Annotated in this window: 19 protein-coding genes; 11 read left to right on the top strand and 8 right to left on the bottom strand. The window is 44.4% G+C overall.

The window, feature by feature from the left end:
• Both SD450_RS18850 and SD450_RS18845 read left to right on the top strand, forming a co-directional pair.
• Nucleotides 1-190 (top strand): hypothetical protein (locus SD450_RS18850; RefSeq protein ID WP_318345915.1); only part of this gene is annotated, 190 nt, incomplete at its 5' end.
• 558 nt (nt 191-748) lie between these two features.
• A complete protein-coding gene (locus tag SD450_RS18845) occupies nt 749-1,876 on the top strand; it encodes a Fic family protein (RefSeq protein ID WP_318345914.1) in 1,128 nt (375 codons plus the stop codon).
• Between the two features lie 31 nt (nt 1,877-1,907).
• Here SD450_RS18845 and SD450_RS18840 read toward each other — a convergent pair whose 3' ends face one another.
• The 8 genes from SD450_RS18840 to SD450_RS18805 all read right to left on the bottom strand — a co-directional run bounded on the left by SD450_RS18840 (nt 1,908) and on the right by SD450_RS18805 (nt 13,449).
• Complete coding sequence (locus tag SD450_RS18840; RefSeq protein WP_318345916.1) at nt 1,908-3,146, bottom strand: site-specific integrase; 1,239 nt, start codon at nt 3,144-3,146, stop codon at nt 1,908-1,910.
• Between the two features lie 611 nt (nt 3,147-3,757).
• On the bottom strand, nt 3,758-4,420 hold the full coding sequence (locus tag SD450_RS18835) for an SDR family NAD(P)-dependent oxidoreductase (RefSeq protein WP_318345913.1): 663 nt from the start codon (nt 4,418-4,420) through the stop codon (nt 3,758-3,760).
• Nucleotides 4,421-4,520: 100 nt separating this feature from the next.
• The gene (locus tag SD450_RS18830; protein WP_318345912.1) at nt 4,521-5,408 is read right to left on the bottom strand and encodes a helix-turn-helix domain-containing protein; all 888 of its coding nucleotides are present in this window, start codon (nt 5,406-5,408) and stop codon (nt 4,521-4,523) included.
• A 66-nt stretch (nt 5,409-5,474) separates the two neighbouring features.
• On the bottom strand, nt 5,475-6,944 hold the full coding sequence (locus SD450_RS18825) for a TolC family protein (RefSeq protein ID WP_318345911.1): 1,470 nt from the start codon (nt 6,942-6,944) through the stop codon (nt 5,475-5,477).
• A gap of 12 nt (nt 6,945-6,956) precedes the next feature.
• Nucleotides 6,957-10,127: an efflux RND transporter permease subunit gene (locus SD450_RS18820; protein WP_318345910.1), complete on the bottom strand. Its 3,171-nt coding sequence runs from the start codon at nt 10,125-10,127 to the stop codon at nt 6,957-6,959.
• 119 nt (nt 10,128-10,246) lie between these two features.
• Nucleotides 10,247-11,461, bottom strand: a complete 1,215-nt coding sequence (locus SD450_RS18815; RefSeq protein ID WP_318345909.1) for an efflux RND transporter periplasmic adaptor subunit — start codon at nt 11,459-11,461, stop codon at nt 10,247-10,249.
• 405 nt (nt 11,462-11,866) lie between these two features.
• Nucleotides 11,867-12,694, bottom strand: coding sequence for a ferritin-like domain-containing protein (locus SD450_RS18810; RefSeq protein WP_318345908.1), 828 nt, complete (start codon nt 12,692-12,694; stop codon nt 11,867-11,869).
• A 20-nt stretch (nt 12,695-12,714) separates the two neighbouring features.
• Nucleotides 12,715-13,449, bottom strand: coding sequence for a ferritin-like domain-containing protein (locus SD450_RS18805; RefSeq protein WP_151889999.1), 735 nt, complete (start codon nt 13,447-13,449; stop codon nt 12,715-12,717).
• Nucleotides 13,450-14,031: 582 nt separating this feature from the next.
• Between SD450_RS18805 and SD450_RS18800 the strand changes: the two genes are divergently transcribed.
• From SD450_RS18800 to SD450_RS18760, 9 genes are all read left to right on the top strand, one after another.
• The gene (locus tag SD450_RS18800) at nt 14,032-14,475 is read left to right on the top strand and encodes a GNAT family N-acetyltransferase (protein ID WP_151890000.1); all 444 of its coding nucleotides are present in this window, start codon (nt 14,032-14,034) and stop codon (nt 14,473-14,475) included.
• Nucleotides 14,476-14,483: 8 nt separating this feature from the next.
• Nucleotides 14,484-14,681 carry a 30S ribosomal protein S21 gene (gene rpsU / locus SD450_RS18795; RefSeq protein ID WP_072877951.1) on the top strand — a complete coding sequence of 66 codons (198 nt, stop codon included), beginning with the start codon at nt 14,484-14,486 and terminating at the stop codon, nt 14,679-14,681.
• 23 nt (nt 14,682-14,704) lie between these two features.
• A complete protein-coding gene (locus SD450_RS18790) occupies nt 14,705-14,896 on the top strand; it encodes a hypothetical protein (RefSeq protein WP_072877949.1) in 192 nt (63 codons plus the stop codon).
• A gap of 29 nt (nt 14,897-14,925) precedes the next feature.
• Entirely contained in the window at nt 14,926-15,732 is an 807-nt protein-coding gene (proC, locus tag SD450_RS18785; protein WP_151890003.1) for a pyrroline-5-carboxylate reductase, read from the top strand.
• A gap of 2 nt (nt 15,733-15,734) precedes the next feature.
• Complete coding sequence (proB, locus tag SD450_RS18780; RefSeq protein ID WP_318345907.1) at nt 15,735-16,505, top strand: glutamate 5-kinase; 771 nt, start codon at nt 15,735-15,737, stop codon at nt 16,503-16,505.
• 10 nt (nt 16,506-16,515) lie between these two features.
• Nucleotides 16,516-17,715 carry a glutamate-5-semialdehyde dehydrogenase gene (locus tag SD450_RS18775; RefSeq protein ID WP_318345906.1) on the top strand — a complete coding sequence of 400 codons (1,200 nt, stop codon included), beginning with the start codon at nt 16,516-16,518 and terminating at the stop codon, nt 17,713-17,715.
• Nucleotides 17,716-17,880: 165 nt separating this feature from the next.
• Complete coding sequence (locus tag SD450_RS18770; RefSeq protein ID WP_318345905.1) at nt 17,881-18,210, top strand: YegP family protein; 330 nt, start codon at nt 17,881-17,883, stop codon at nt 18,208-18,210.
• Between the two features lie 652 nt (nt 18,211-18,862).
• Nucleotides 18,863-21,004, top strand: a complete 2,142-nt coding sequence (locus SD450_RS18765; protein ID WP_318345904.1) for a DUF5723 family protein — start codon at nt 18,863-18,865, stop codon at nt 21,002-21,004.
• 603 nt (nt 21,005-21,607) lie between these two features.
• Nucleotides 21,608-23,970 (top strand): hypothetical protein (locus SD450_RS18760; protein WP_318345903.1); only part of this gene is annotated, 2,363 nt, incomplete at its 3' end.

Raw genomic sequence — 23,970 nt, 5'->3', positions numbered from 1 at the left:
GGTGGGTCACTTTCGTCCGGCCAGCTATGGTCACTTTGAACCGGCGAGGGTGGTATACTATGTCCGGCGTTTCCACATCAAGCAAGATTCAAGAATTTTACTTACAATTTTCGGAACAGATAAAAGACTTATAGATTCTTTTTTACTATTTAATGGTAAAACCTTAGTTTGTCCCGATTTTCCCCAATAAAATATTTCATCCCTAACCCTATAAAATTGAAAATCGGGGTATTCGTCTTGAAGTTCAAGATAACTTTCTTTTGTGCTGTAGTCTGAAAATGGAACTTTCGACAATTGAAAAGTTTGCCCTTCTATTTCTGCTTCGAAAAAATTTAAAAAAAGACCTGCCATATGTAATTCACTAAAAGTTTGTTAAAAATCAAAATCCATACCATAATACTTGTAGGATTATATGACGTTATTTTACATAAAGAAACAAACAATTAGCGATTGTTTAAGACAAAATGTCATCTTACAAATATTTCTCTTACAAGCTAATAACTTCAGTAGCTCCAATATTTAGACTTTACAAAGTGAGTAAGATATACCACCTTCTCCCAGAAAAAATTAAGCACAATATAAGCACCAACAAACAGCTGAAAACAATTCTTCTATATCAAATCAAATAATCCGTTTTTAGGAGTTCTCAGTGACCGTTTCTTCCATTTTTCTCTTTTGGGCTATAAAAATTTAATTTATAGCTCATTTTTATGTTATTTTTGAGCTATAAATCTTAATTATTTGGCTCATGACAGCTTTTAAATGGAACTGGCAACAACAAGACTGGCCCAATTTCAGATATGATGAGGCAGCTTTGGAGGACCTGGAATATCAGTTTGTTCAAACTAGTGGAGTAGCACTAGGTTCAATTAAACATATTGATGAGGAAGACAAAAATGAGCTTTTAATTGAAGTTTTGTCGGATGAGGCCTTAACTACTTCGGCAATTGAAGGGGAATATCTTGACCGTGCGAGTATTCAGGAATCCATCAAAAAAAACTTAGGACTTGAAACGGAAAGAAAGAAACTTCCCCAAGCTGAATATGGAATATCTGAAATGATGGTCAATCTATATCGAACATATGCAGTACCATTGACCCATGAACAACTTTTTGAGTGGCATCAGATGCTCGCCAATGGCAGAAGGGATTTAGTGGATATTGGAAGATATCGTACCCATGAAGATCCTATGCAGGTTGTTTCAGGACGCCTCGACAAGCCGACGGTACATTATGAGGCACCCCCCTCATCAAAAATGACAAATGAAATGGAAGCTTATGTTCGTTGGTTCAACGAAACCCATACGACAAACAAATCCAAAATGCTTCCATTGGCCAAGTCAGGATTGGCACACTATTACTTTTTGGCCATCCACCCCTTTGAAGACGGAAATGGACGTATTGCAAGAGGACTTTCCGAAAAATCGATTTCCATGGATTTGGGAAGACCAGCACTTATATCCCTATCACAGACCATCGAGTCAAACAAAAAAGAATATTATTCTTCCATCGAAGACCATAATTTCAAATTGGATATTACAGAATTTCTCCTATACTTTGGGAAAACAATCCTTGCGGCACAACAACACACCATCAAAACCATTGACTTTTTGATTCAAAAAGCAAGATTCTTTGATCAATATTCTCGTTTGATGAACGAACGCCAGCTAAAAGTAGTCCAACGTATGTTCAAAGCCGGATATAGTGGATTTAAAGGAGGCCTTAGTGCAGATAATTATATCCGTATAGCCCGAACATCAGCATCAACAGCCACACGTGATTTAAAGGATTTGGTCAACAAATCCATATTAGTCAAATCTGGAGAACTCAAAAGCACACGGTACTCACTAAACTTAAAATTCAAAAACGAAATTTGATTTTACCTGACAAGCAAGCAAGATTTCGTTTTTATGAAATTCCCCAGGCCTCTTTCAATTTTTGAGCGGCCTCATAGTTTGAAATTTTGAGATAACGGCGGAAAGCCTTTTCTGATTTATGGCCGGAAATCTTCATAATGAGTTGCACATCGATGCCATTTAGGTAAGCATTGGTACAAAAGGAACGCCTACAGGTATGGGAACTTATCAATTTATATTTCTCCAAAAGTTGTGCTTCTTTAATGGTTCCCCGCTTATGCTCGATTTCCACTTTTTGGTGAAGCTTGGCTGAATCCCCAAGTTCCTTTATGCGCCTGTTGAAAGTGAATGAGTCAATATCGGGGGCATATCCATCATATTTTCCCAAAATGCTCTTGACTTGGGAACGAAGTGGCACTACAATTCGGCCAGATGTCTTCTTCTGTCGAATATTCAAAAACCCATTATCGTCCAAATACTCAGGTCGAATCCTCGAAATATCGGAAAACCGAAGCCCTGTCAAACACCCAATTACAAAAAAGTCCTTTACTTTCTCCAATTCTTCATCGGCTTTACAGTCCACGGCCGCAATAGCCTGAATTTCATCATCGGATAAATAGATATGGTCCACTTCTTCTTGAACTACCTTGAATGCCGAAAGATCTATGGGCTTGATGCGGTTTCTACGCATACGGTCATTTAAGAAGGCCTTTAAGTTCTTCACCAACTTGCCTATCGTGTTGTTCTTCATTCCGACACCTCCATTTTTTAATGGGGCATGGTACGCTAGGTAATCCGTCCATTCCTGGTAGAAATGATAATCAAAAGCATTGAAATCGATGATGATTCCCGAAAATTCCTGGAAACCCTCCAAATGCTTTCTAAGTGAATTGTAATCCTTGATAACATCTTTGACCACCTTGCTCTTTTTGCTTTCCAGATAATGGTCAAATTCAGTAAAAAAGTCTTGGACAGGTTTTGAATTGATGGACGGTTCACCTTCTTCAAATTGTTTTTTGAACATCTTTTTTGAAAGTGGCCTACCCTGATTTCGATAGCTGGAAATAATTTGATTGGCCAAGCTGTCCATTTGGGTAAGTTGGACAAATTCAGAACCCACTTCTTTTGATTTTTTAAGGAACGATTTATCCTTGTTCCAATACTTCATTGCAATTTCAATTCCAGTATCGATTTGGATTCTTACATGACGATTTTCATAGTATCTCAACTTGATACTATGGGTTCCATTTTTGTTTGGTGATTCTGAAATATAAAAGTTGTAATTATACATTTGCGTGCTGCATTCGTGCTGCATTTTTCATGAAAAGTAGTGTTTTATGATGTAAAATAAAAATCAATGTGCATTTAATTAATTGATAATCAATAAAATAATGTAAGTTAATGAAATGTTAAAAATGCAGGGTAGCATCCCGTCCAGACCGCAAAAAGCTCCGAGAAATCGGAGCTTTTTTGTTTTTAAAATCTTCCACCCTTTTTTGGGTTTGGTTTTGAGCAGTAAAAGCAGTCGATAGAAATAGAATGTGCTATCCTTATATACACTTCCATAAAGACTAGGGTCATGCCCTTTTCAATCCCTAGGCGATTCCAACAAGGTAAAATAATGTTCATAAAACCATAATTGGCATAAAATTACCTTTGAATCCCTGTTACCAATACCCTCGACATATTAACATCAGGATTTCAGTAGATATGGAAAATTAAGAAAACCTGTCCCATTGGGGTTTGCCAAGTCAATACAACTTTTTTTGGGGTTTTCATGCTCTTGCATCCGCCACAAGCAGTCAGTAAATCTTGGCGGTGATATTAAGAAATATGATAAATGGGTATTTTACATACGTGCCAATCGGATACTGGGCAATGAGGAAAAAAAGGACAGTACTTTTATCTTTTCACCAAGGAGATAAAATCTTTCTTGATCCCATCACTGATTGCCACCGAATTATAGGTGCAATTTTTCATTTTGACCGGGTCAAAACTGTACATCTTGATCTTGGAGGGCTTAAACTCCTTGCACTGCAAATGGGTGAACATGTTCAGGGCCGCTTTTGAAGTAGAATAAGCGGTAAGGCTGTAATTGGAATAACAGAAGTTTTCATCCCTCATCTTGTTGATATCGCCCAAGGAACTGGTAATATTGATGATCCGGGGGTCATCACTTTCCTTCAACAACGGTTTGAAGATTTGTATGGCACGTATAACGGAGAAGAAATTGATCTCATACACTTCCTTGATGTCCTCAATGGTGATCTGATCGATTTTTTGTCCAAAACCATTGACCATTTCGGCGTTGTTGATCAACACGTCCAATTTACCATACGATTCCCGAATGGAATTTTCGAGCGCTTCCAAACTTGCCTCGGAGGTAAAATCCACTTCCATAAGTTCATATCCGTGTAAATTTTCCCCGTCTTTGGAAAGTAGCTCAAAACTTTTCCCACAGGCGGCAAGAACAACTTCATATCCATTGTCCAGTAGGATCTTGGCAAATTTATGGCCCAATCCGTTACCGGCCTCCGTCACTAAGGCAACATACTTCTCATTCATCACTGCTCATTTTATTTCATTTTACAAATTTAGCACATGGTTTTTCATCGTTGATTGTAACTTGTTCATTATTTGGTCGTTGTTCTGTACTGTTGAAATTTTACATCCTTCTAAATTGATTGGGCGTTACACCGCTCAAATTTTTGAAGAACCGGGTAAAATGGGTCGGTTCCTGAAAATTCAAACGATACGCTATCTCGGCAATATCAAGCCCGGAATATTTCAACAGACTCTTACTTTCCATCAAAAGCCGTTCCTGAATTACATCCTTGGCACTTTTGCCCGTCAATTTCTTGATGGTCGTGGTCAGGTAATTGGGCGTTATGTTCAGTTCTTCGGCATAGTCGCTCACATTCTTGGTATCCACATACATTTTGTCCACCAATGCTTCAAACTGGTTTGCTATGATCTGCGATCGGCTCAAATGGTTTTCCGTGGTCTTGTGCCGTTCGTAAATCGCTTTGCAGAAATACAACAAAGACCCCAACATCCCTTCCAACATTTTTTCCTGATACGGATGCGGGTTCTTAAATACCGAATGCATCCGTTCCATGTCAAAGTACAACGATTCATGCTCCTCCTTGGTGAGCATCAATGCGCTGTTCTCCGTCATTTTCAAAAAGGGAAAATCCTTTTGCAGGTCCGGAAAGGTGTTGATCAAAAATTCCTTTCTGAACATCACATAATAGCCCGACATTTTCTCATCCCTGAACCACGAAAACACTTGTCCCGGCACCACGAACCACAACGGAAACTCATTGAGCTCCAACGTATCCGTATTGAGGTTGAGCTGGCTTTCACCCGTATAGTTCAACAACCCGACCTGATAAAATCCTTGGCGATAGGGCGGCATGCACCTTCTCGCCGAGGTCGCCATTTCATCCACCGGAAACACATCAAAATTGGGTATGTGGCTCCTATGGGCAAACCCTATGGCCTCATGTAGATCATTTGTATTCTCAAAAACAGGTATCTCGGCTTTGATCATAAATAAGGTGGTGGGTCGGCACTGGCTTTTTAGTCCAAAATATCCGACCCACCTTACACGCTGGTATTAATGGGCATCGGCATTCGCCTCATGCAAGGTTTCAAATTTTGTATCCAATTCTTCTTCCGAAATGATTTCCCATCCACCGCCCAAAGCCTTGTAAATGGCTATCAGGGATGTTGCCGATGAAATCTCGCTTAAAGCTAGTGCATTCTCCGCCTGCAACAAAGCATTATCGGCATTTAGGTAATCAATGAAACTGTCCAATCCCGAGTTAAATCGCTGCCTGGCAAAGGTTGCGGCTTGGGCACTTGCCTGCGATGAAATGCGCAGGATCTCCCTTCGCTCCAACTCTTTGGTGTAGTTCCCCAAGGAGGTCTTGATCTCTTCCAGTCCTTGCAGCACTGCTTTTTCATATTGATTTAAGGCGGCAATGGTCAATGCATCGTTTCGTTTGATCTGTTGTTTCACACGACCCAGGTTGAATGCGGCCCAACTGATACTGGGCATAAGCGTCCAGGTGAAGGATGGCTTCTCTCCAAAGTTGGCAAAATCCACGGCTGAAAACCCTACGGAGCCACCAAACTCAATCTTGGGATAAAGATCGGCCACGGAAATATTATAGGCCGCTATCCGCACTTGAAGGGCTGCCTCTGCACGGCGCACATCGGGCCTTCTTCGGAGCATTTCCCTGATATCGCCCAAAGCGACAGTTTCCGGCAGACTCGGCAATGGTTGCTTGTTGACAACCTCATTCTCCAAATTTCCGGGCACCTCCCCTATCAAAACACTCAAACTGTTCTTTAGGGCCCCTATCCTAGCCTCCAAGGGTGGAATACTGGCACGGGTGCTTTCTAACTGGGCCAATGCCCTAGATACATCAAGGCTGTTGCTGGTACCGGCCTCCGTTAATTTTACGGTAAGATCATAGGTTTCCTGTTGTCCCTGCAAATTTCGCTGGGCAATATCCAAAAGGTATTGTGTACCGCGAAGCTCCATATAATTGTTGGCCACTTCGGCAAAAATGCTCACATACATACCGTGCATATCCGCCAAAGCAAGATTGCTATTGGCATACGCCCCTTTGATCCTGTGGGTCACCCTACCGAACAGGTCCGCTTCCCAAAAAGCGTCAAAACTCGCGTTGTAGGTATTGAACGTTGGGTTACTGCCCTGCACGAACACATTTTCCCCCAAACGGGTGCGGGTATAGTTACCATTGGCGGTCACCGTCGGCAGCCTGTCCAACTTGTTCTCTTTGAGAAAGGCACGTGAGGCCTTGTAATTGGCAACAGCCGAATTGATATCCAAGTTGTGCCTTCTGGCTTTCTCAATAAGGGTATCAAGAATGGGGTCGTTGAATTCTGACCACCATTCCCTGGTTATCCCTGCTTCGGTAAAGGCCTTGTCACTGATTTCCTTTTTTAGAAAATCCTCCTTGACCTGCACTTCACTTTGCACATCGTAATCCCTTTTTGTAACCCCACAAGAGGCCAACAGGAATGCAATTGCTATCAGTATGATTGAATTTTTCATCACTTTTCGATTCTAATTAAATTGATGTACCAATTTCTCTTTTTGCTTTGCCGCTTTCTTGATTGACCATTTTCGACCCAAATAATAGAACACTGGGGTCAGGAAAATCCCGAAGACGGTCACGCCAAGCATCCCACTGAATACGGCTATCCCCAAGGACACACGTAATTCGGCTCCAGCGCCAGTGGCAATGGCCAATGGGACAACTCCCAGGATGAAGGCCATGGCCGTCATCAGAATAGGCCTCAATCGCAGTTTGGATGCTTCCATCACCGCTGTTTTCAAATCCTCGCCCTGGTCCTCCAATTGTTTGGCGAATTCCACGATCAAAATGGCATTTTTACTCGCCAAACCGACCAATACCACAAGTCCTATCTGCACCATGATGTTATTGTCAAGTCCGGCCAGGTCCACCCCGATCATCGCCGATAGCAACACCATGGGCACAATGAAGATTACGGCCAATGGCAATACCAAGCTTTCAAACTGGGCAGCCAACAATAGGAACACAAACACAACGGCCAAGAAAAAGGCGATCCCTGCCGTATTGCCGGCTTTCCTTTCCTGATAGGCGATTTCCGTCCATTGGTAGGAAATGCCCTGTGGCAGTATTTCTGCGGCCAATTCTTCCATTCGGTCCAATCCTTCGCCTGAGCTATAGCCCGGGGCAAAATCCCCATTCAGGGAAGCGGATGGATACAGGTTGAAGCGAGGTATCCGCGAAGGTCCTGCAATATCCTCTTGTGTGGAGACCGTACCCAAGGGAACCATCTCTCCTTTATCGTTGCGGACTTTAATCCTCGAAATATCATCGGGCGTCAATCGGTTTGGGGCATCGGCTTGGGCCGTTACTTGAAAAGTTCTTCCCAAATAATTGAACTCGTTCACAAAGGCGGAACCCATATAAATCTCCAATGACTGGAATATATCGCCCACATCGATTCCCAATTTTTCGGCCTTTACCCGGTCTATGTCCAAGAACAATTGCGGGGTCTGGTTATTGAAAAAGCTGAACACGTTGTTCAATATCGGGTCTTGGTTAGCTGCCATGGCCAGCTCGTTGGTGGCCTTGAGCAGTTCATCTGTTCCGAGGTTACCCCTATCCTGAACCATCATCCGGAACCCTCCGGCATTACCGATTCCCCTTACTGATGGAGGTGGGATGACCAATACAATGGCATCATCGATTTGGGAGAGCTTTGCTCTTACCGTTCCCAAAAGTTCCTCATAACCAAGTCCCTTATCGTTACGCAGTTCAAAATCTTCCAAAGTCAGGAACACCGCAGCAGCATTGGAGGCATTGGTAAAGGAAGCCGCATCGAAACCCGTGAATGAGACTGCGTTTTCGATTCCATCAATATCCAATCCCAAATCGAGTACCTCACGGACCACTTTATCGGTCCTGGTCAATGAAGAACCCGGAGGAAGCTGTACAATGGTGATAAAATACTGCTGGTCCATGGCCGGAATGAATCCTTGGGGCACCCTATTGAACTCAAATCCGGTGATGGCAATCAATCCAAAATAGACCACCATGACCATTGTGGCGGTACGCACCAATTTTTGGACGGCCTTACCGTATTTATCCGAAATCCAATCCATAAAACCATTGAATCGGTTTCCGATAAAGGCCAATGGTCTCAGCCAAATCGGTGTTTTCTTTGTGCTCGATTTTTCTTCATGCTTCATGAGCAATGCGGCCATGGCCGGGCTCAGGGTCAGGGAAACGAAAACCGAAATGGCAGTCGCCACGGCAATCGTCATCCCGAACTGTTTGTAAAATTGTCCTGAAATACCATCCAAAAATGCGGTGGGGATAAAAACGGCGATCAACACCAATCCAATGGCAACAAGGGCGCCCCCAACCTCATCCATCGTCTTAAAAGCTGCCTCTTTGGGGGATAGCCCCTTTGCCAGATACCGTTCCATATTTTCGACCACCACAATGGCGTCATCCACCACAATACCGATGGCCAGTACCAACCCAAAAAGGGTGAGGTTGTTCAATGAGAATCCTATGGCCTGCATCACTGCGAACGTACCGATGAGCGAAACGGGTATGGCAAGAATTGGGATGATGGCCGCTCTCCACGATTGGAGGAACAACAGAATGACCAAGACCACCAAGATGACCGCTTCAAAAATGGTCCGGTACACCTCATCCACTGATTTCTGGATAAATTCCGTTGGGTTATAGGCTATTTTATACTCCAGATCTTTTGGAAAATTTTTGGAGAGTTCCTCCATTTTATCCTGGATCTGTGAAGCTGTTTCCAAGGCATTTCCGCCCGGTTGCTGGAATATCGGCATCGCTATCGCTGGGTCTTTGCCCAAATATCCCTTGGTGGCGTAGTTCTGTGCGCCGAGTTCCACACGGCCAATATCCTTGAGCCGCACAATTCGTCCATCATCACTTGATTTGATAATGACATTTTCAAACTGTTCTGTGGTCACCAGTTTGCCCTGGGTCTGTATGTTGACCTCAAACGCGGATTGACTGCCAGCTGGCAAGGTGTTGAGCGTTCCACTGGCAATTTGGATGTTTTGTGCCCTCAGGGCCGCAACCACCTCACCAGCAGTAATGTCCAAGGTCGCAATTTTGTCCGGGTTGAGCCAGATGCGCATGGCATATTCGGCGGCCCCAAAAATCTGGATGTCACCAACACCTTTGATACGAGCCAATTCGTCCTTCAATTGGAGAACAGCATAGTTGCCCATATAGGTCTGGTCAAAAGTTTTGTTCGGGGAATACATGTTCACCACAAGGAGCATATCCGGGGATATTTTCTTGGTGGTGATCCCCAACCTTTTCACGGATTCGGGCAATCGGGGCTCTGCTATGGCCACGCGGTTCTGTACCTGCACCTGTGCCCTATCCAAGTCGGTCCCCAGTTCAAAGGCAACTTGAAGGACAACCCGACCATCGGCGGATGATTGTGAGGTCATGTAGATCATGTCCTCCACTCCATTGATCTCTTTTTCCAGCGGTGCTGCCACGCTCTCGGAAAGGGTCTGTGCATTTGCTCCGGGGTAAACGGCCACAACCTCAATGGTCGGTGGTGCCACATCCGGAAATTGTGAAATGGGCAGGGAGACATAGGCCAGACCGCCCACAATCAGGATCAGTACACTGAGTACTGCGGCAAATATGGGCCTCCTGATGAATATATGACTGAATTTCATTTTTCTTATTTTTTGGTGATAGCTCTCCCGGTACCCGTTCCAATCCCTTTAAATAAAGGGATTGGAGGGCAGGGAAATACATTTTTTTGATTGTTGAATTCCTATTGTTTTTTCCTAGATCAATGGGCTTGGGCCACCGTCGTCAGATTATTGACCTCCCCTTGAATGGCCACTTGTTTGGGGCTCACCACCATACCCGGTCCTATCTTTTGTATGTTGTTGAGAATGACCTTATCATCCGGTGAGATGCCTTCCCTTATGATCCGAAGTCCGTTGGAGTGCAAAGGCCCCAATGTTACGGCCTTGCTGACCACCTGATTATCATTTGATAAAGTGTAGATAAAACGAATGGACTGATTTGTGCCAATGATCTCATCGGGCACCATCAAGGCCTCATGTTCCGCACTTCCCAATAATCGGGCCTTACCATACATTCCTGGTTCCAGCAGATGATCCTTGTTTTCAAGTACTGCCCTGCTTTCAATGGTCCCGGAATTATTGTCGATCTCGTTGTCCACAAAGTCCATTTTGGCCTCGTGCACAAAATCTTCTTCGTCCAACAGTTTGATAAACACCGGCAATGCTTCGGAACGGGCTTCCCCACGTTCCCCATTTCTGGCCAACCGTACATATTTCAAGTAATCGGATTCGCTTCCGGTGAAGTAAAAATGGATTGGGCTGGTGGCCACGATGGTCGTCAGCAAGGTTGAATTGGCACTGCCGCCATCCACAATATTGCCTTCATTGACCCTGTCACGGCTTACCAATCCGGAAATTGGCGCCTTCACTTCGGTAAATTCCAGATTGAGTTGGGCATTATCGACCTTTGCCTGTGCCAATTGTATACTGGCCTCCGCATGCACCAACGCCTGCTTTCTTCTGTCGTATTCCTCGATGGACAAAGCTCCGGTCTCCCGCAAGGATTCTACCCTTTCGAAGTTGTCCTGCGCGGTCTTAAGGGTGGCCAAGGCTTGGGCATAATTGGCCTTTGCCTCATCCAAGGCAATCTTGTAGGGTCTTTGGTCGATGACAAAAAGTACCTGTCCTTTTTTGACAAGCTCGCCGTCCTGAAAGTTCACTTTTTCCAAAAAACCACTGACTCGGGCACGGACCTCTACGCGGCTGCTGGCCTCGAACCTTCCGGTGTATTCGTCCCATTCGGTAATACTTTCATATAAGGGCTGGGCCACCTCCACTGGAAGTGCGGCCATCTCGGCCTGTTGTCCATTGCTTTCACTGTCGGCTGTCGTGAAGGCATAAATGAATACTGCTATCGCCAAAACCATTAGACCGATGGTCAGGTTTTTCTTCGTGTTGAAATTTAGTCGTATCATGATTCTTTCCTTGATTTAGATTACGGGAACAAAATTATGGGCGCAGTTGCCCTTTTTGGTAACCATAACATTTTCAAAAATGACCAAAATCTTAACTAAAGGTTTTAGAATGGGTCAGAGCGTTACAGAAAAAATAGTTTCAAGAAGTATGTCTTCATCCTGATGACATTGCAAAGGTGGCCGCTTTCCTCGCTTCGGAAGAATCCTATGGGATACAAGGTGAAAAATCTCCGTGTTAGGAGGGATATATGGCATGTTGCGTCAAATGATGCTTCTAAAAAGAACACAAAGTATAGCTTCATACCTTTTAAGACTGCAAAAAGCTCCGATTTCTCGGAGCTTTTTTTAGATAATGAGTCAAATTCCTTAAAAAAGGAATCCATCTCTTATATTAATCTTCTCTTTTTAAGAAACAATAAAAAGACTGGCAATGGCAACGGCATCATCTCCGGACAACGCTTCATCATATGCCTCTGTGGAAGCCTCCATGCTAAAAGGAGCGGTATTGCCCAACGTGGTTACATCCAAACCTCCTTGGGTCACATTTTCTTCCCCATTGTACACGGCTTGCGTAGCCTCGGGCATTCCTGCTCCACGCTCATTGTTCGTGATCCATCCTTTAAGACCTCTCAATCTTCTTATTTCGGAGGCGTGCATGGCCTCAACGGCATGGATTTGCAGGGCCGGGGTCAAAAAGGCGGACCCCAACAGATTCCCGGCTTGTCCTTTATAGGCTCGTACACCGGTATCTTCAAATGCTTGGGCCAATGCCAACAACTGGGCATAGGCTGTTTCCTGGCCTACTCCATTATCATTGAAGGGGTCAAAGGCGCCTCCTGCGGTGAAATCAAACGTTGGTTTCTCTACCGGGGTTACACCTGCACCTTCCAATCCAGCGATCAAAAAGTCGACATGCGCTTGTTCGTGCTTGGAAATCTGCATATAAACTGTTTCCGGTCTCCCACTGGGCAATACTCCGGATTGAAGCGCCAAATCGTAAAATTCATCCTCCAAGTATTCCAAGGTCAAAGCCAATTGCAACGCACTTACGGGATCGTTGCCAGCATCCTGGGCATACGTTTTATTTGGCATTGTGGCCAGACCAAAGGGAATAGCGCTAAGAACCGCTTTTTTTCCAAGGGAGCCCAAGGTACCGAACATATCGCGACGGGTAGGCTTTCCTTCAAGCAGTGATTCATTCGTAAATCCATCCAAAAATTTTATAATATCCATATCTTATCTCTTTTTAAGGTTTAAGGTAAATTGTTAGCTGTGAAAGGGGTCGTAATAAACCCTGTGTCCCCCACTGCGGAAAGAACCACAGATGGATCTAGGGCAGCGGCCAGACCTGTATCGGTGGTCACATAATCGTCCCCGGCAAAATCTGCCGACCCAGGGTTCAGGAGTGTTCGGATGGCCGATGCATGTCTTGCCTCCACAGATACGATTTTCCCTGCCAACAGCAGATACCCCGGATTAGAGATCAATCGTCCTGCACCATTGTAGGCGGCCACGCCGGTATCTTCCAAAACACTTGCTGTGGTGAGCACCTGTTCCCTATTGCCAAAATCCAGGTTCCCATAATCAAATTCGAGTGTGGGCAATACTAAATCGGTATTTCCATCAACGGCCGCTGTAATGGCCGCTTTAAAAAAGTCCCTGTGGTTCACCTCATGATAATAAAGGTCGGTCAACACTTGCATTTCCTCATCGGAGATGTTCCCATAAAAGGAATTCACTACCTTGGTGTAAAAATCGGCTTCCAATTGTTCCAGGGCATAGGCATAGTTGAGAACTCCCAAATCTCCCTCGCCCAGATCAAATATGTCTGGGTTATCAGGATCGGGCATCATTCCCATGCCGTTGTCGTCATTGCTGCAGGCTACCAAAAGGCTTGCCCCAACAACTCCCATGCCTCCCAATTTCAGAAACTGTCGGCGGTTGGTTGCCTTTTTTACCGGTTTTACTTTGACTATACTTTTTTTCATAAGGCGACTTGTTTTAAAGGGTTAATACAACCATACCTACGAAGTATATCAAATGGGGTTTGGTCTCAAATGTTAAAAAAACGTCAAAACATCTCTCCCAAATCCTAAGATCCCACACAAATAAGTCGCCTCGCCTACGATTTGTTGAAAGGATAATTGATTGAAAAGATGAGGGGGAAACCATGGTATGACCGCCCAATTTTCATTCCAACGGAATAAAATAGGCCCTAGAATTATTGGATTATTTCCAATCAAATGTGTGGGAGATATTCCCTTTCATGAACGTTACAAAAAACATAAAACCCAGTAAAATTGGCACTTGCGGATTATTTTACTATCTTTGCAGTGATGAAAATCAAACTCCACGAGAGAAAAAACTGTAGGATACTTAGTTTTAATTATCTGGTATTTCGAAACCAACCGGATAAGTTCATTCCACCTACCCTATAATCGACCACCCTTAGTTGGGTAATCCATCGGTGCATTGTTTTGGACAGCATTGTCCATGGTTTTGCATCCCCATTCCTTATTATATCTATTAACCTAAAAAAACAAAAAAGCATCATCGTCCAAGACAAAACCATGGTCATCAAAACCTACGACGCCTTTACACGGCTCTCCACCATGGAAGCCGAAAGGTTTGCCAATTTCCTCTTCCATCACCAAGAAGGAAAAAGGGCCGAAAAGCAGGCCATAAGGAAAGCCATCCAGTATTGCACAAAAGACATCCCCGGACTTGGAGGCTATGTGTTCTCGATGGAAGAAAAGGATGAGATATTGGGCCTGGCCGTTGTGAACAAAACTGGAATGGGGGACTATATCCCCGAAAATTTCCTGGTGTTCTTTGTGGTGCACAAGGACCATCGGGACAAAGGCATTGAACAAAAATTGCTGGATTACACACTCCAGTATTGCAAAGGGGACGTTGCGGTCCACATCACCAGTGGGAACCAATGCCCCAACAAACATTTTTTTGAAGAGAACGGGTTCAATGAAACCCATATGGAAATGAGATTAAACAGATAAATCAATATATGCTCAAAATCGAAGTAAAACCTGGCGAAAGTATAGAACGTGCCCTAAAGCGCTACAAGAGAAAATATAGAAACACCAAGCGCTTGGATGAAATCAGGGACCGGCAGGAATACACCAAAAAATCAGTGGAACGAAGAAAAACAATCAAAAAGGCCGCATACCGGCAAAAATACCTGTTAGATCAGGAGAACATATAGTCATCAACACCATTAACAATACAATGAAACTTTCAAGAATCAAAAGGGAAACAAAGTATGAAAAGCGCTACAGCGTTAAAATGGGAGAACTCACCACCCAGGTGACCTATATCAAAAGGTACATCATGGGGCTTCCCATACGCACATTGCACAAATACAGGGAAACCTATTACGGCGAAGTAAAGGACTGTAAGGACTGCAACATATCCGCATAAAAAATCACTAACCCTTTTAATAAAAAACAATGAAAGTATTGGTCATTGGCGCAGGTAACATGGGGCTTACCTATGCCACAGGTATGTCCAGATCCAAGTTGCTGAAGAAACGCAACATCATGGTACTGGACAAGTCAAAGGAAAAAATGGAAGAAGTGGGCAAAATTGCCCATTTTGATGCCATGGAACGCTTGGAAGACTGTGTCCCCAAAGCAGATATCATCTTCTTGGCCGTGAAGCCGTACCATGCCGAAGAACTCTTGGGCCGCATGAAAGAATTAGTAAATCCGGAACAATTGTTCATCTCCATCATGGCAGGGGTCACCATCAAGTATATCCAAGATGCCCTCGGCATCAAAAAAGTGGTCAGGGCCATGCCCAACCTGCCCGCCCAGGTCGGCAAAGGACTCACCAGTTATGTTTCCGCGGAAGAAGTATCCCGTTTGGAACTGTTCATGACGGAAGGTCTTTTGGACACCACGGGAAAATCACTTCGCGTGAAGAGCGAAAAATACATCGATGCCTCCACGGGAATATCCGGGAGCGGGCCTGCCTATGTGTTCTATTTCATGCAAAGCATGATGGAGGCCGCCTTGCAGATGGGTTTTTCCGAAAACGTGTCCAAAGTATTGGTCAGCCAGACCTTTACCGGGGCCGTGGAACTGTTCAACCAGTCCAACCTGACGCCTGATTCCTGGATGGAAAGGGTCGCTTCCAAAGGAGGCACCACCCGGGCCGCCCTGGACTCCATGCAAGACAATAATGTTAACGAATTAATCAAGGAAGCCGCCTTTGCTGCATTCAACAGAGCAGTGGAACTCGGCGAAGAATACTAATTATGTACAAAGAACTCGTGGTCATCAAGGTAGGAACCAATGTAATGACCAACAAGGACAACAGAATAGTTAGACCCGTGCTCAACAATCTGGTCCAGCAGATCGCAGAACTGTATGAACGGGACATCATGACCATTTTGGTCTCCTCTGGTTCAGTGATTGCTGGAAAAGAGGTATTGGGAAAAGCAAAAATAAAGGACAAAACCCAACGCAGACAGGTATATTCGGCCATCGGGCAACCAAGGATGATGCGCCATTACTACAACATCTTCAATGACCATGGAATGAAATGTGCACAGGTACTGCCCACAAAACGGGACTTTAATCCTGGTGTGCACCGCGACAATATGATCAATTGTCTGGAAGGGCTACTATCCGAAGGCGTAGTGCCCATCGCCAATGAGGACGATGCCGTTTCCGTGGCCATGTCCATGTTTTCGGACAACGACGAATTGGCCACACTGCTCGCGCAATTGATGAACGCCGACAGACTGATCTTGATGACGGACATCGATGGACTATACAATGGCCATCCCGAGAAAGAAGACTCCGAGGTCATCAAAAAAGTGGCACCGGAGGAAGATCTGGACAAATATATAGAGGAAGGCAACAAGGCCGAGGGCGAAGGACGTGGCGGCATGGGTTCCAAACTGAACTATGCACAAATTGCGGCAGCGGCCAACATCCCATCCTACATCGTGAATGGAAAAAGGGACAATGTCATCCTCGATATTATTGAAGGAAAAACAGTGGGAACCGAGGTTTCCCGATAAAATCACAACAATGAAATTATTGAACACAACGATAAAGAACAAGGTATTGAGCGATATGGAACGGATCCTGGACCAGGACCGAAGCCTATTGCTGGAAGCCAATAAAAAAGACCTGGATGCTTTTGATAGGGACGACCAAGCCCTCTATGACCGCTTGGTGGTGGACCAGAAAAAAGTGGACCAGATGATACAAGCGGTCAAGGAAGTCCGCTTGCAGGAGGACCCTGTGAACAAGGAAATCTCCACCAGAAAATTGGACAACGGACTGAAGATCATCAACAAAACAGCCCCTTTCGGTACCATCATGATCATTTATGAATCCAGACCCGACGTGACCGTTGAGGCTGCCGTACTTGCCTTTAAGGCCAATAACAAGATTTTACTGAAGGGTGGAAAGGAGGCTTATCATAGTAACAAGGCCCTTGTCCAATTTTGGCATCAGGCCCTTGCGGAAAATGACCTTCCTTCCGATTTCATCCAATTTTTGGAAATGGATAGGACCCAGACCCAGGACTTTCTAAGAAATCCGAATCAAGATCTGGACCTTATTGTCCCGAGGGGCGGTGAGCGTTTGATCGCTTTCGTGAAGGAGCATGCCAAATGTGCGGTGCTGGTCAGTGGCCGGGGGAACAATTTCCTCTATGTGCACAAAGATGCCGACTGGAAGAAAAGCTTGGAGGTCATCATCAATGCGAAGACCCATAAAATATCGGCCTGTAATGCCTTGGACAAAATCTTGGTGGACACTCGCATCAAAGGCTATGAAGAAAAGCTAAAGGAACTCCAGCAAGTCTTGAAGGAAAAGGGAGTCTCCATCTTGGTGGACAAAAATGTGCAAACAATATTGTCGGATGAAGAATCCATTTCGGATGCATCTGTTTGGGAAGAGGAATTTTTGGCCATGAAATGCGTCATCGGGGCTGTGGACAGTCTGGATGGTGCCATAGAAAAGATCAACAGGCATTCAGGAGGGCATTCGGCCACCATTATGTCGCAAGACGACAGTGTTGCGCAGACCTTTATGGAAAATGTGGACTGCGCCGCCGTGTACCAAAATGCTTCCACCCGGTTCACCGATGGGGGCCAAATGGGCGTTGGTGCGGAATTGGCGATCAGCACGGACAAGCTGCACCATCGGGGACCCCTTGGGCTGAAACAATTGGTGACCAACAAATACTATGTATTTGGCGACGGGCAGGTAAGGATATAACCAATCCATCAAAAAATAAAAGAAAGGGAACATGGTGTTTTTTCATAATGTTCCCTTTTTTGATACGCAAAACCATCCCAACATTACTTTATTGTCAATTTTCCTTTCATTTATTGGTCAATTTTTAAGAAAATCTTTAGATTTAGTATTCAAAACATATAAAGTATGGGAAAATTTGAGATCAAAACGGATAAATCCGGCCAGTTCAGGTTCAATTTGAAAGCTGGAAACGGCCAAGTCATTCTTAGCAGTGAATCGTATTCTTCAAAAGCCGCTTGCGAAAATGGTATAGAATCGGTAAAAAAGAACTCTCAGGACGACAGCAAGTTCGAAAGAAAGACCGCCAAAGACGGAAGTCCCTATTTCAACCTAAAGGCCTCCAACGGGCAGGTGATTGGGGCCAGCGAGATGTATTCCAGCACGGCAGCCATGGAAAATGGCATTGCCTCGGTGAAGAAAAATGCTCCCGGGGCCTCAATTGAGGACATGCCCTGATTGCCTCCCGACTTAAAAAACGAACAGCCCAAAGGGCTGTTTTTTTATTCCTAAATCTTGTGGACAACGTATGGATTTGATGATTTGAATCACACTCGATTTTTGCATCCACCAATTCAAAACGGCCATCCGTTAGATCAAAACGGCCATCCGTTAATTCTCCCCCTCCTGATCCATTTTTAGATTGTATGTTTGTCTTGCAATTCAGCGTTAAAGTCAATTGAAGAGCAAGATCAATTTTTAACGCGTGCACATATAGCAATGCACTTTAAGACTGTTGTTGTCATAAAAGTGTTTAGTTTAGTTGAGGTTTCCGTTACGCCAAGGAATTTTTAAAATTCCTTGGTTGTAATGGTTTTTTATTTTGTTACCAACTGAAAGGTTAATCCATGTCCTTCCATGGAGAAAAATTCATCCCTCGCACAATGCCCATATCTCCCCCAATACATGGCGTCCATGCTAAAAACCTATAGGAATATTCCTTCATTTTAAAAACTATATTAACCCAAATCCCCCATCCGTCAATTCAAAAGGCCCATCCGTTCATTCTCCCTTTTTGGTACCAAATTTTATACTCTCTTTGGGGTCGATAAACCAAAAAACTTAAAAAATAACCCTGCCCTGGCTTTGGGCAAAAAAACAATTTTTAGATATGTTTTCAAAAAAGATTCTTTTGGGCATTCTGCTGCTATCATCCGTGTTGAGATCACAATCCTATGTAGGTTTCTTGGAAGATAATTATAGTGGTGTCCATGGCATCATATCCAACCCAGCTAGCATAGCGGATTCGAAACTTAAAATGGACATAAACCTCATCGGGGCCAGTAGTTTTTTTGGGAATGATTATATCGGCTTGGATCTTGTTGATGCGTTCAGTGATTTCAAAAACACCTTTGACACCGCGGAGACATTTCCTTCCACAGACAATTTTCTTGCATGGAACCTTGATATAATGGGGCCTTCCGTAATGTTCAGCATCAATGATAAACAATCATTGGCCATTTTCACAAGAGGCAGGGGCTTCTTCAACCTATACGACGCCAACGGAAATCTTTTGGAAAAAGAAGGTGGCTTTGATGAGAGTGAAGACTTTAGCATAGAGGAAGGGGACATATCGGGTACGCTGAATGCATGGACCGAGATAGGAGCCAGTTATGCACTTGTGTTATGGAACAATGGGGAAAACTTCATCAAGGGAGGGCTTTCCCTAAAATATTTACAGAGCCTTGGCAATGTCTATATCAAAGGTTATGACCTTACAGTCGACTACAATGCTGACAACCGGGAAGTTACGACAACCGGGGAAATTCTTTTTACTGACACCGGGGCATTGGACAACGATGGCCGTGCCGGTGATTTTTATGACTTCAACGGGGGGAACGGCATTGGTGCCGATATTGGCTTCATCTATGAATGGAGACCAGACCATGTCCGGTATACAAAAACAAATAGTGATGGCAAGCCTATTCAAGACCGAAGGGCCAACAAATATGTGCTAAAGGTAGGTGCATCCGTGACAGATATCGGAAAAATAACGGATTCTGAAGGAAGACAACAAAGGTACGACCTGAACAAGACCCAGGATGTGGACAACTTTGATGGTGATGTGCTTGACGAGGCACTGGCAGACAACTTCAATCTGATAAGTGAATCCAGATCATCCCACTATACCTTGCCGACCGCGCTTCACACCAATGTGGATTGGAATGTTCACCATAAGCTATATCTGAACTTCAACGCAGACATTTCCGTGACTGCAAAAGCCAACATCAATACGGCCCAAATTGTAAACCAATATAGACTCACTCCTCGATATGAAAGCACATGGTTTTCCATATACTCTCCCTTTGGCCTTTTGGAAGGTGGTGGTTTTCAATGGGGTACTGGACTCAGATTGGGACCCATATATCTCGGGTCGGGGTCTGTCCTATCTTCTCTCTTAAGTGACAATTCAAAGGCTGTAGACCTATATGCAGGGGTCAAGATACCCGTTTATCAGAACAAACTGAAGGATAAAGATGCGGATGGGTTGTTGGACGAAGAGGATGGCTGTCCCGATGTCGCAGGTCCGATCGAGAACAACGGGTGTCCATGGCAGGACACAGATGGGGACGGTGTACTCGACAAGGACGATGAGTGCCCCAGCGAGGTGGGACCACAGGAAAACAATGGCTGTCCATGGCCTGATACCGATAGGGATGGAATTCTGGACAAAGATGACAATTGCCCAGATACCCCAGGGCCATCTGAACTCCATGGCTGTCCAGACACTGACGGGGATGGCATCATCGACCAAAACGATCGCTGTCCTGAAATCCCGGGGAGCATTGAGCACAAGGGATGTCCTGATTCAGACGGCGACACCTTGGTGGATATTGATGACGAATGCCCCTCCATCGCAGGTCCTGTGAGCAATAAAGGTTGTCCGGAAGTCACTCAAGAAGTCCAGAAACAATTGAACGACTATGCCAAGACCATTCTTTTTGATACCGGCAAAGCAACCATCAAAACGGAATCTGTATCAGTAATGGTGGACATCATCCAAATCCTAAACGAATATCCAAATGCCAAGTTCACCGTGGAGGGACATACCGATAGTGTGGGATCCAATGATAGCAACCAAAAACTATCCGAATCCAGGGCGAATTCAGTGAGGGATTTCTTGATCAATGAAGGAATAGCAGGCAATAGGCTCACGGCCATTGGTTATGGTGAAGAAAAACCCATCGCCTCGAATGCGACAAGTGCCGGTAAGAGACAAAACAGACGAGTGGAAATAAACCTTATAAAATAACCATCCTTCCCATATTTTATAATCAATGTAAGAACTAGGTTTGGTGTAACTCTTTAGTTCTTCGATAACAGAGATGGTTCGGCCGCCAAGATTATCTTGGCGGCTTTTTTTAAATCACTCTAAGTTTCAATTAAGAATAACAAGATAAATCCTACAAAAATTCACCTCTTGAAAGCGGTCGGATTTTTCATCCGTTGATCCATTCCCATCATCCATCAATTGTAACCCATCACAGGTGAATTGGGACACTGAACATACCTAGATTGTCCCTTAATTTATATTACCAAATCTATTTTCTTGCCATGCCCCAGCAAGAAAATACCATTAAAACCTGCTATTATGACAAAATTTCTACTTAGCTATTTTTTTCTAACATTGAAATTATTTCAAGTGTTAAAGGAGTCTAATAAAAAAAATAAGCATCGGAATGCTTTGGTCGTTTACTCCAAAACTGCAAAATGGTCAATTACTCTTTTTCTATTTTTTTTATGTGGACAAACATTTTCGCAGGACAACGAAGTGGACACTTGGTTCAGGGCTGGTAAAGGTGTGAATTCATCAACGAACGGAATCAATCTTTATGATCCAAATCCACTTCCCCCAATGGATGGAACACCGGTCAGTACCTGGTATGACATTGTATACTTTTCAGAACAAAATGCCATTCCCAATCCATTGCCAGCAAATTACCCTCTAAGTCCACTGGGAACACCTTCGGGTTTCGACTATAATCAACCTAACAGTGGTCCATACGCCCTATATCTAACCCCAACAGGTTCCATTCCGGGTTTACCAATTTTACGAAGAAACAGCACCGATAATATCAATTTCAATCCTGTTGTACAATTCAATGGTAGTGGTGACGGACAGGCCTTACACTTTAGGATGGTCAACCGTAACGATATTACAGTTTTTGTGGTTTTCAAAGCGTTGGGTGCTGGAAACTCCGCAGAGACACAACGTTTACTTTTTGGTGGAGACGTGGATATACAACATGACTCCTTCAACCCCAGTAATTGGAAAACCAATCTTTCATTGGGAGTATCGGATGGAAATAATTTCTCCATAGGCAGAACATGGAAGGGTGACGGGGGAATAGGATATTTTGCAAGTGGCAATATTAATCTACTAGGAGAACCTGCCATAGGAACATTCGTCAGAGCGGCCGCTATTGGTTCTGAAACCTTAACAACCTATGCCAATGGAATATTGGATATTTTCCAAGTAAGGAACCATGCCCTAGCAGGTAATGAACTTTTCGAGTTTCATCGCTTGGGAAAACATTTTAACAGCAATGATTCGAATAGGAACCTTACAGGTGATATTGCCGAAATACTTGTTGCCGATGTTGCTTTAGATGCCAATGCCATACAAAAAGTTGAAAGCTATCTTGCTATTAAATATGGTATTACCCTAAATACAGGGGGCGCTTTGGGAAGCATAAATGGAAATGATGGCTATAACTACATCGCTGCGGATGGAACTATCATCTGGCAGGTGGACCCAACTTACAAACACGACATCGCAGGTATTGGTAAAGATAGATATCGGGACAACAATGTAAACCCAGCGGTTCCTGACCTACGCTTTAACCAAGACCAGCGAATATCAAAAAGTGTCAACGCAGATGCAATTGTTACCATTTCCACAAACAATAACTTCAGTAGCGACAACATAGATCTGTCAAGAAATCAAATAGATGGGTCTTCTCCTTTTGACTATTATCATAACTACTTAATATGGGGAAACAACAACGCCACCATTAATGAAATAGTATCAGAATTACCTATTGGAATCAATTCAAGGATCGGCCGTGAATGGAGGACCCAAGCAGTGAGATCAGTTGGTGCTACAGCAATCAGCAATGTCAGTGTCCGTATCGACCTTTCCGGTTCGGACATATTGAACAATGGAGATTGCGGTTTGAAACTATTGATAGATACAGATGAAGACGGGGATTTCACTACAGGCCCCATCACCATGATAGATGTTACAAGCGTGGACATGGCAGGCAACGCCTATTTTGATAATGTCAACTTTGAACATCGGGATGTATTCACTGTAGGTTTTGGAGACACAGAACCTCCCACAGCAACAGATCCTGATCCGATTACTGTTTGCGATAACGTGCCCGTACCTGATGCATCAGTAGTGGACGATGAGGACGATAATTGTGCAGTGGACACCGTGGAACATCTAGCAGACACCTCCGATGGACTTTCAAATCCTGAAACCATATCCCGGACCTACAGGGTCACGGATACATCAGGAAATTTTGTGGATGTCACCCAAACCATCTATGTATATATCTCTCCTGATATTGATGATATATTGGATCAAGAGGTATGTGATTCATACATACTACCTGCCATCACGGGCAGTAACTTGACCGGCAACGAAGCCTATTACTCAGGGAGCGGAGGCACTGGCACACAATTTGCCCCGGGAGATAACATTAGTTTATCCGGAACCTATTATATCTATGATGAGACAGGTACAACTCCCAATTGCTTTGATGAAGAAACTTTCACTGTTACAGTAAATGTTTCCCCAGTAGCACCGATCGCCAACAATCTGACATTCTGTTATACCGACAGTCCCACTGGAGCTGACCTTGTGCCCGCCATCTCTGCCACAATCACATGGTACAGCGATGCAGGACTTACCTCCGTTGTGGCACCCGATGACCCACTCTTATCACAGGACTACCATGTCACCCAGACCATCAACGGCTGCGAAGGGCCAGCAACAACCATAACTGTGACCATAAACAGCACCCCTCCCGTGCCCACCATAACCGTCACACCCGAGGACTGCTCCTCCCCCGCCACCAATGTCGTGGACAACCATGACGCCAACCTGGCCTATACCTCCATACCGGCGGGGCTCAGCGTCGACGCAAGCGGAAACATCACCGGGGGCACCGACGGCACAGACTATGTCATCACCGCAACCAACCCACAGGG

Origin of the sequence: Flagellimonas baculiformis (genome assembly GCF_033441575.1) — a bacterium.
Classification (GTDB): Bacteria; Bacteroidota; Bacteroidia; order Flavobacteriales; family Flavobacteriaceae; genus Flagellimonas; species Flagellimonas baculiformis.
The sequence above is the reverse complement of the archived record's forward strand: the minus strand, read 5'-3'. Positions and strand labels throughout refer to the sequence as shown.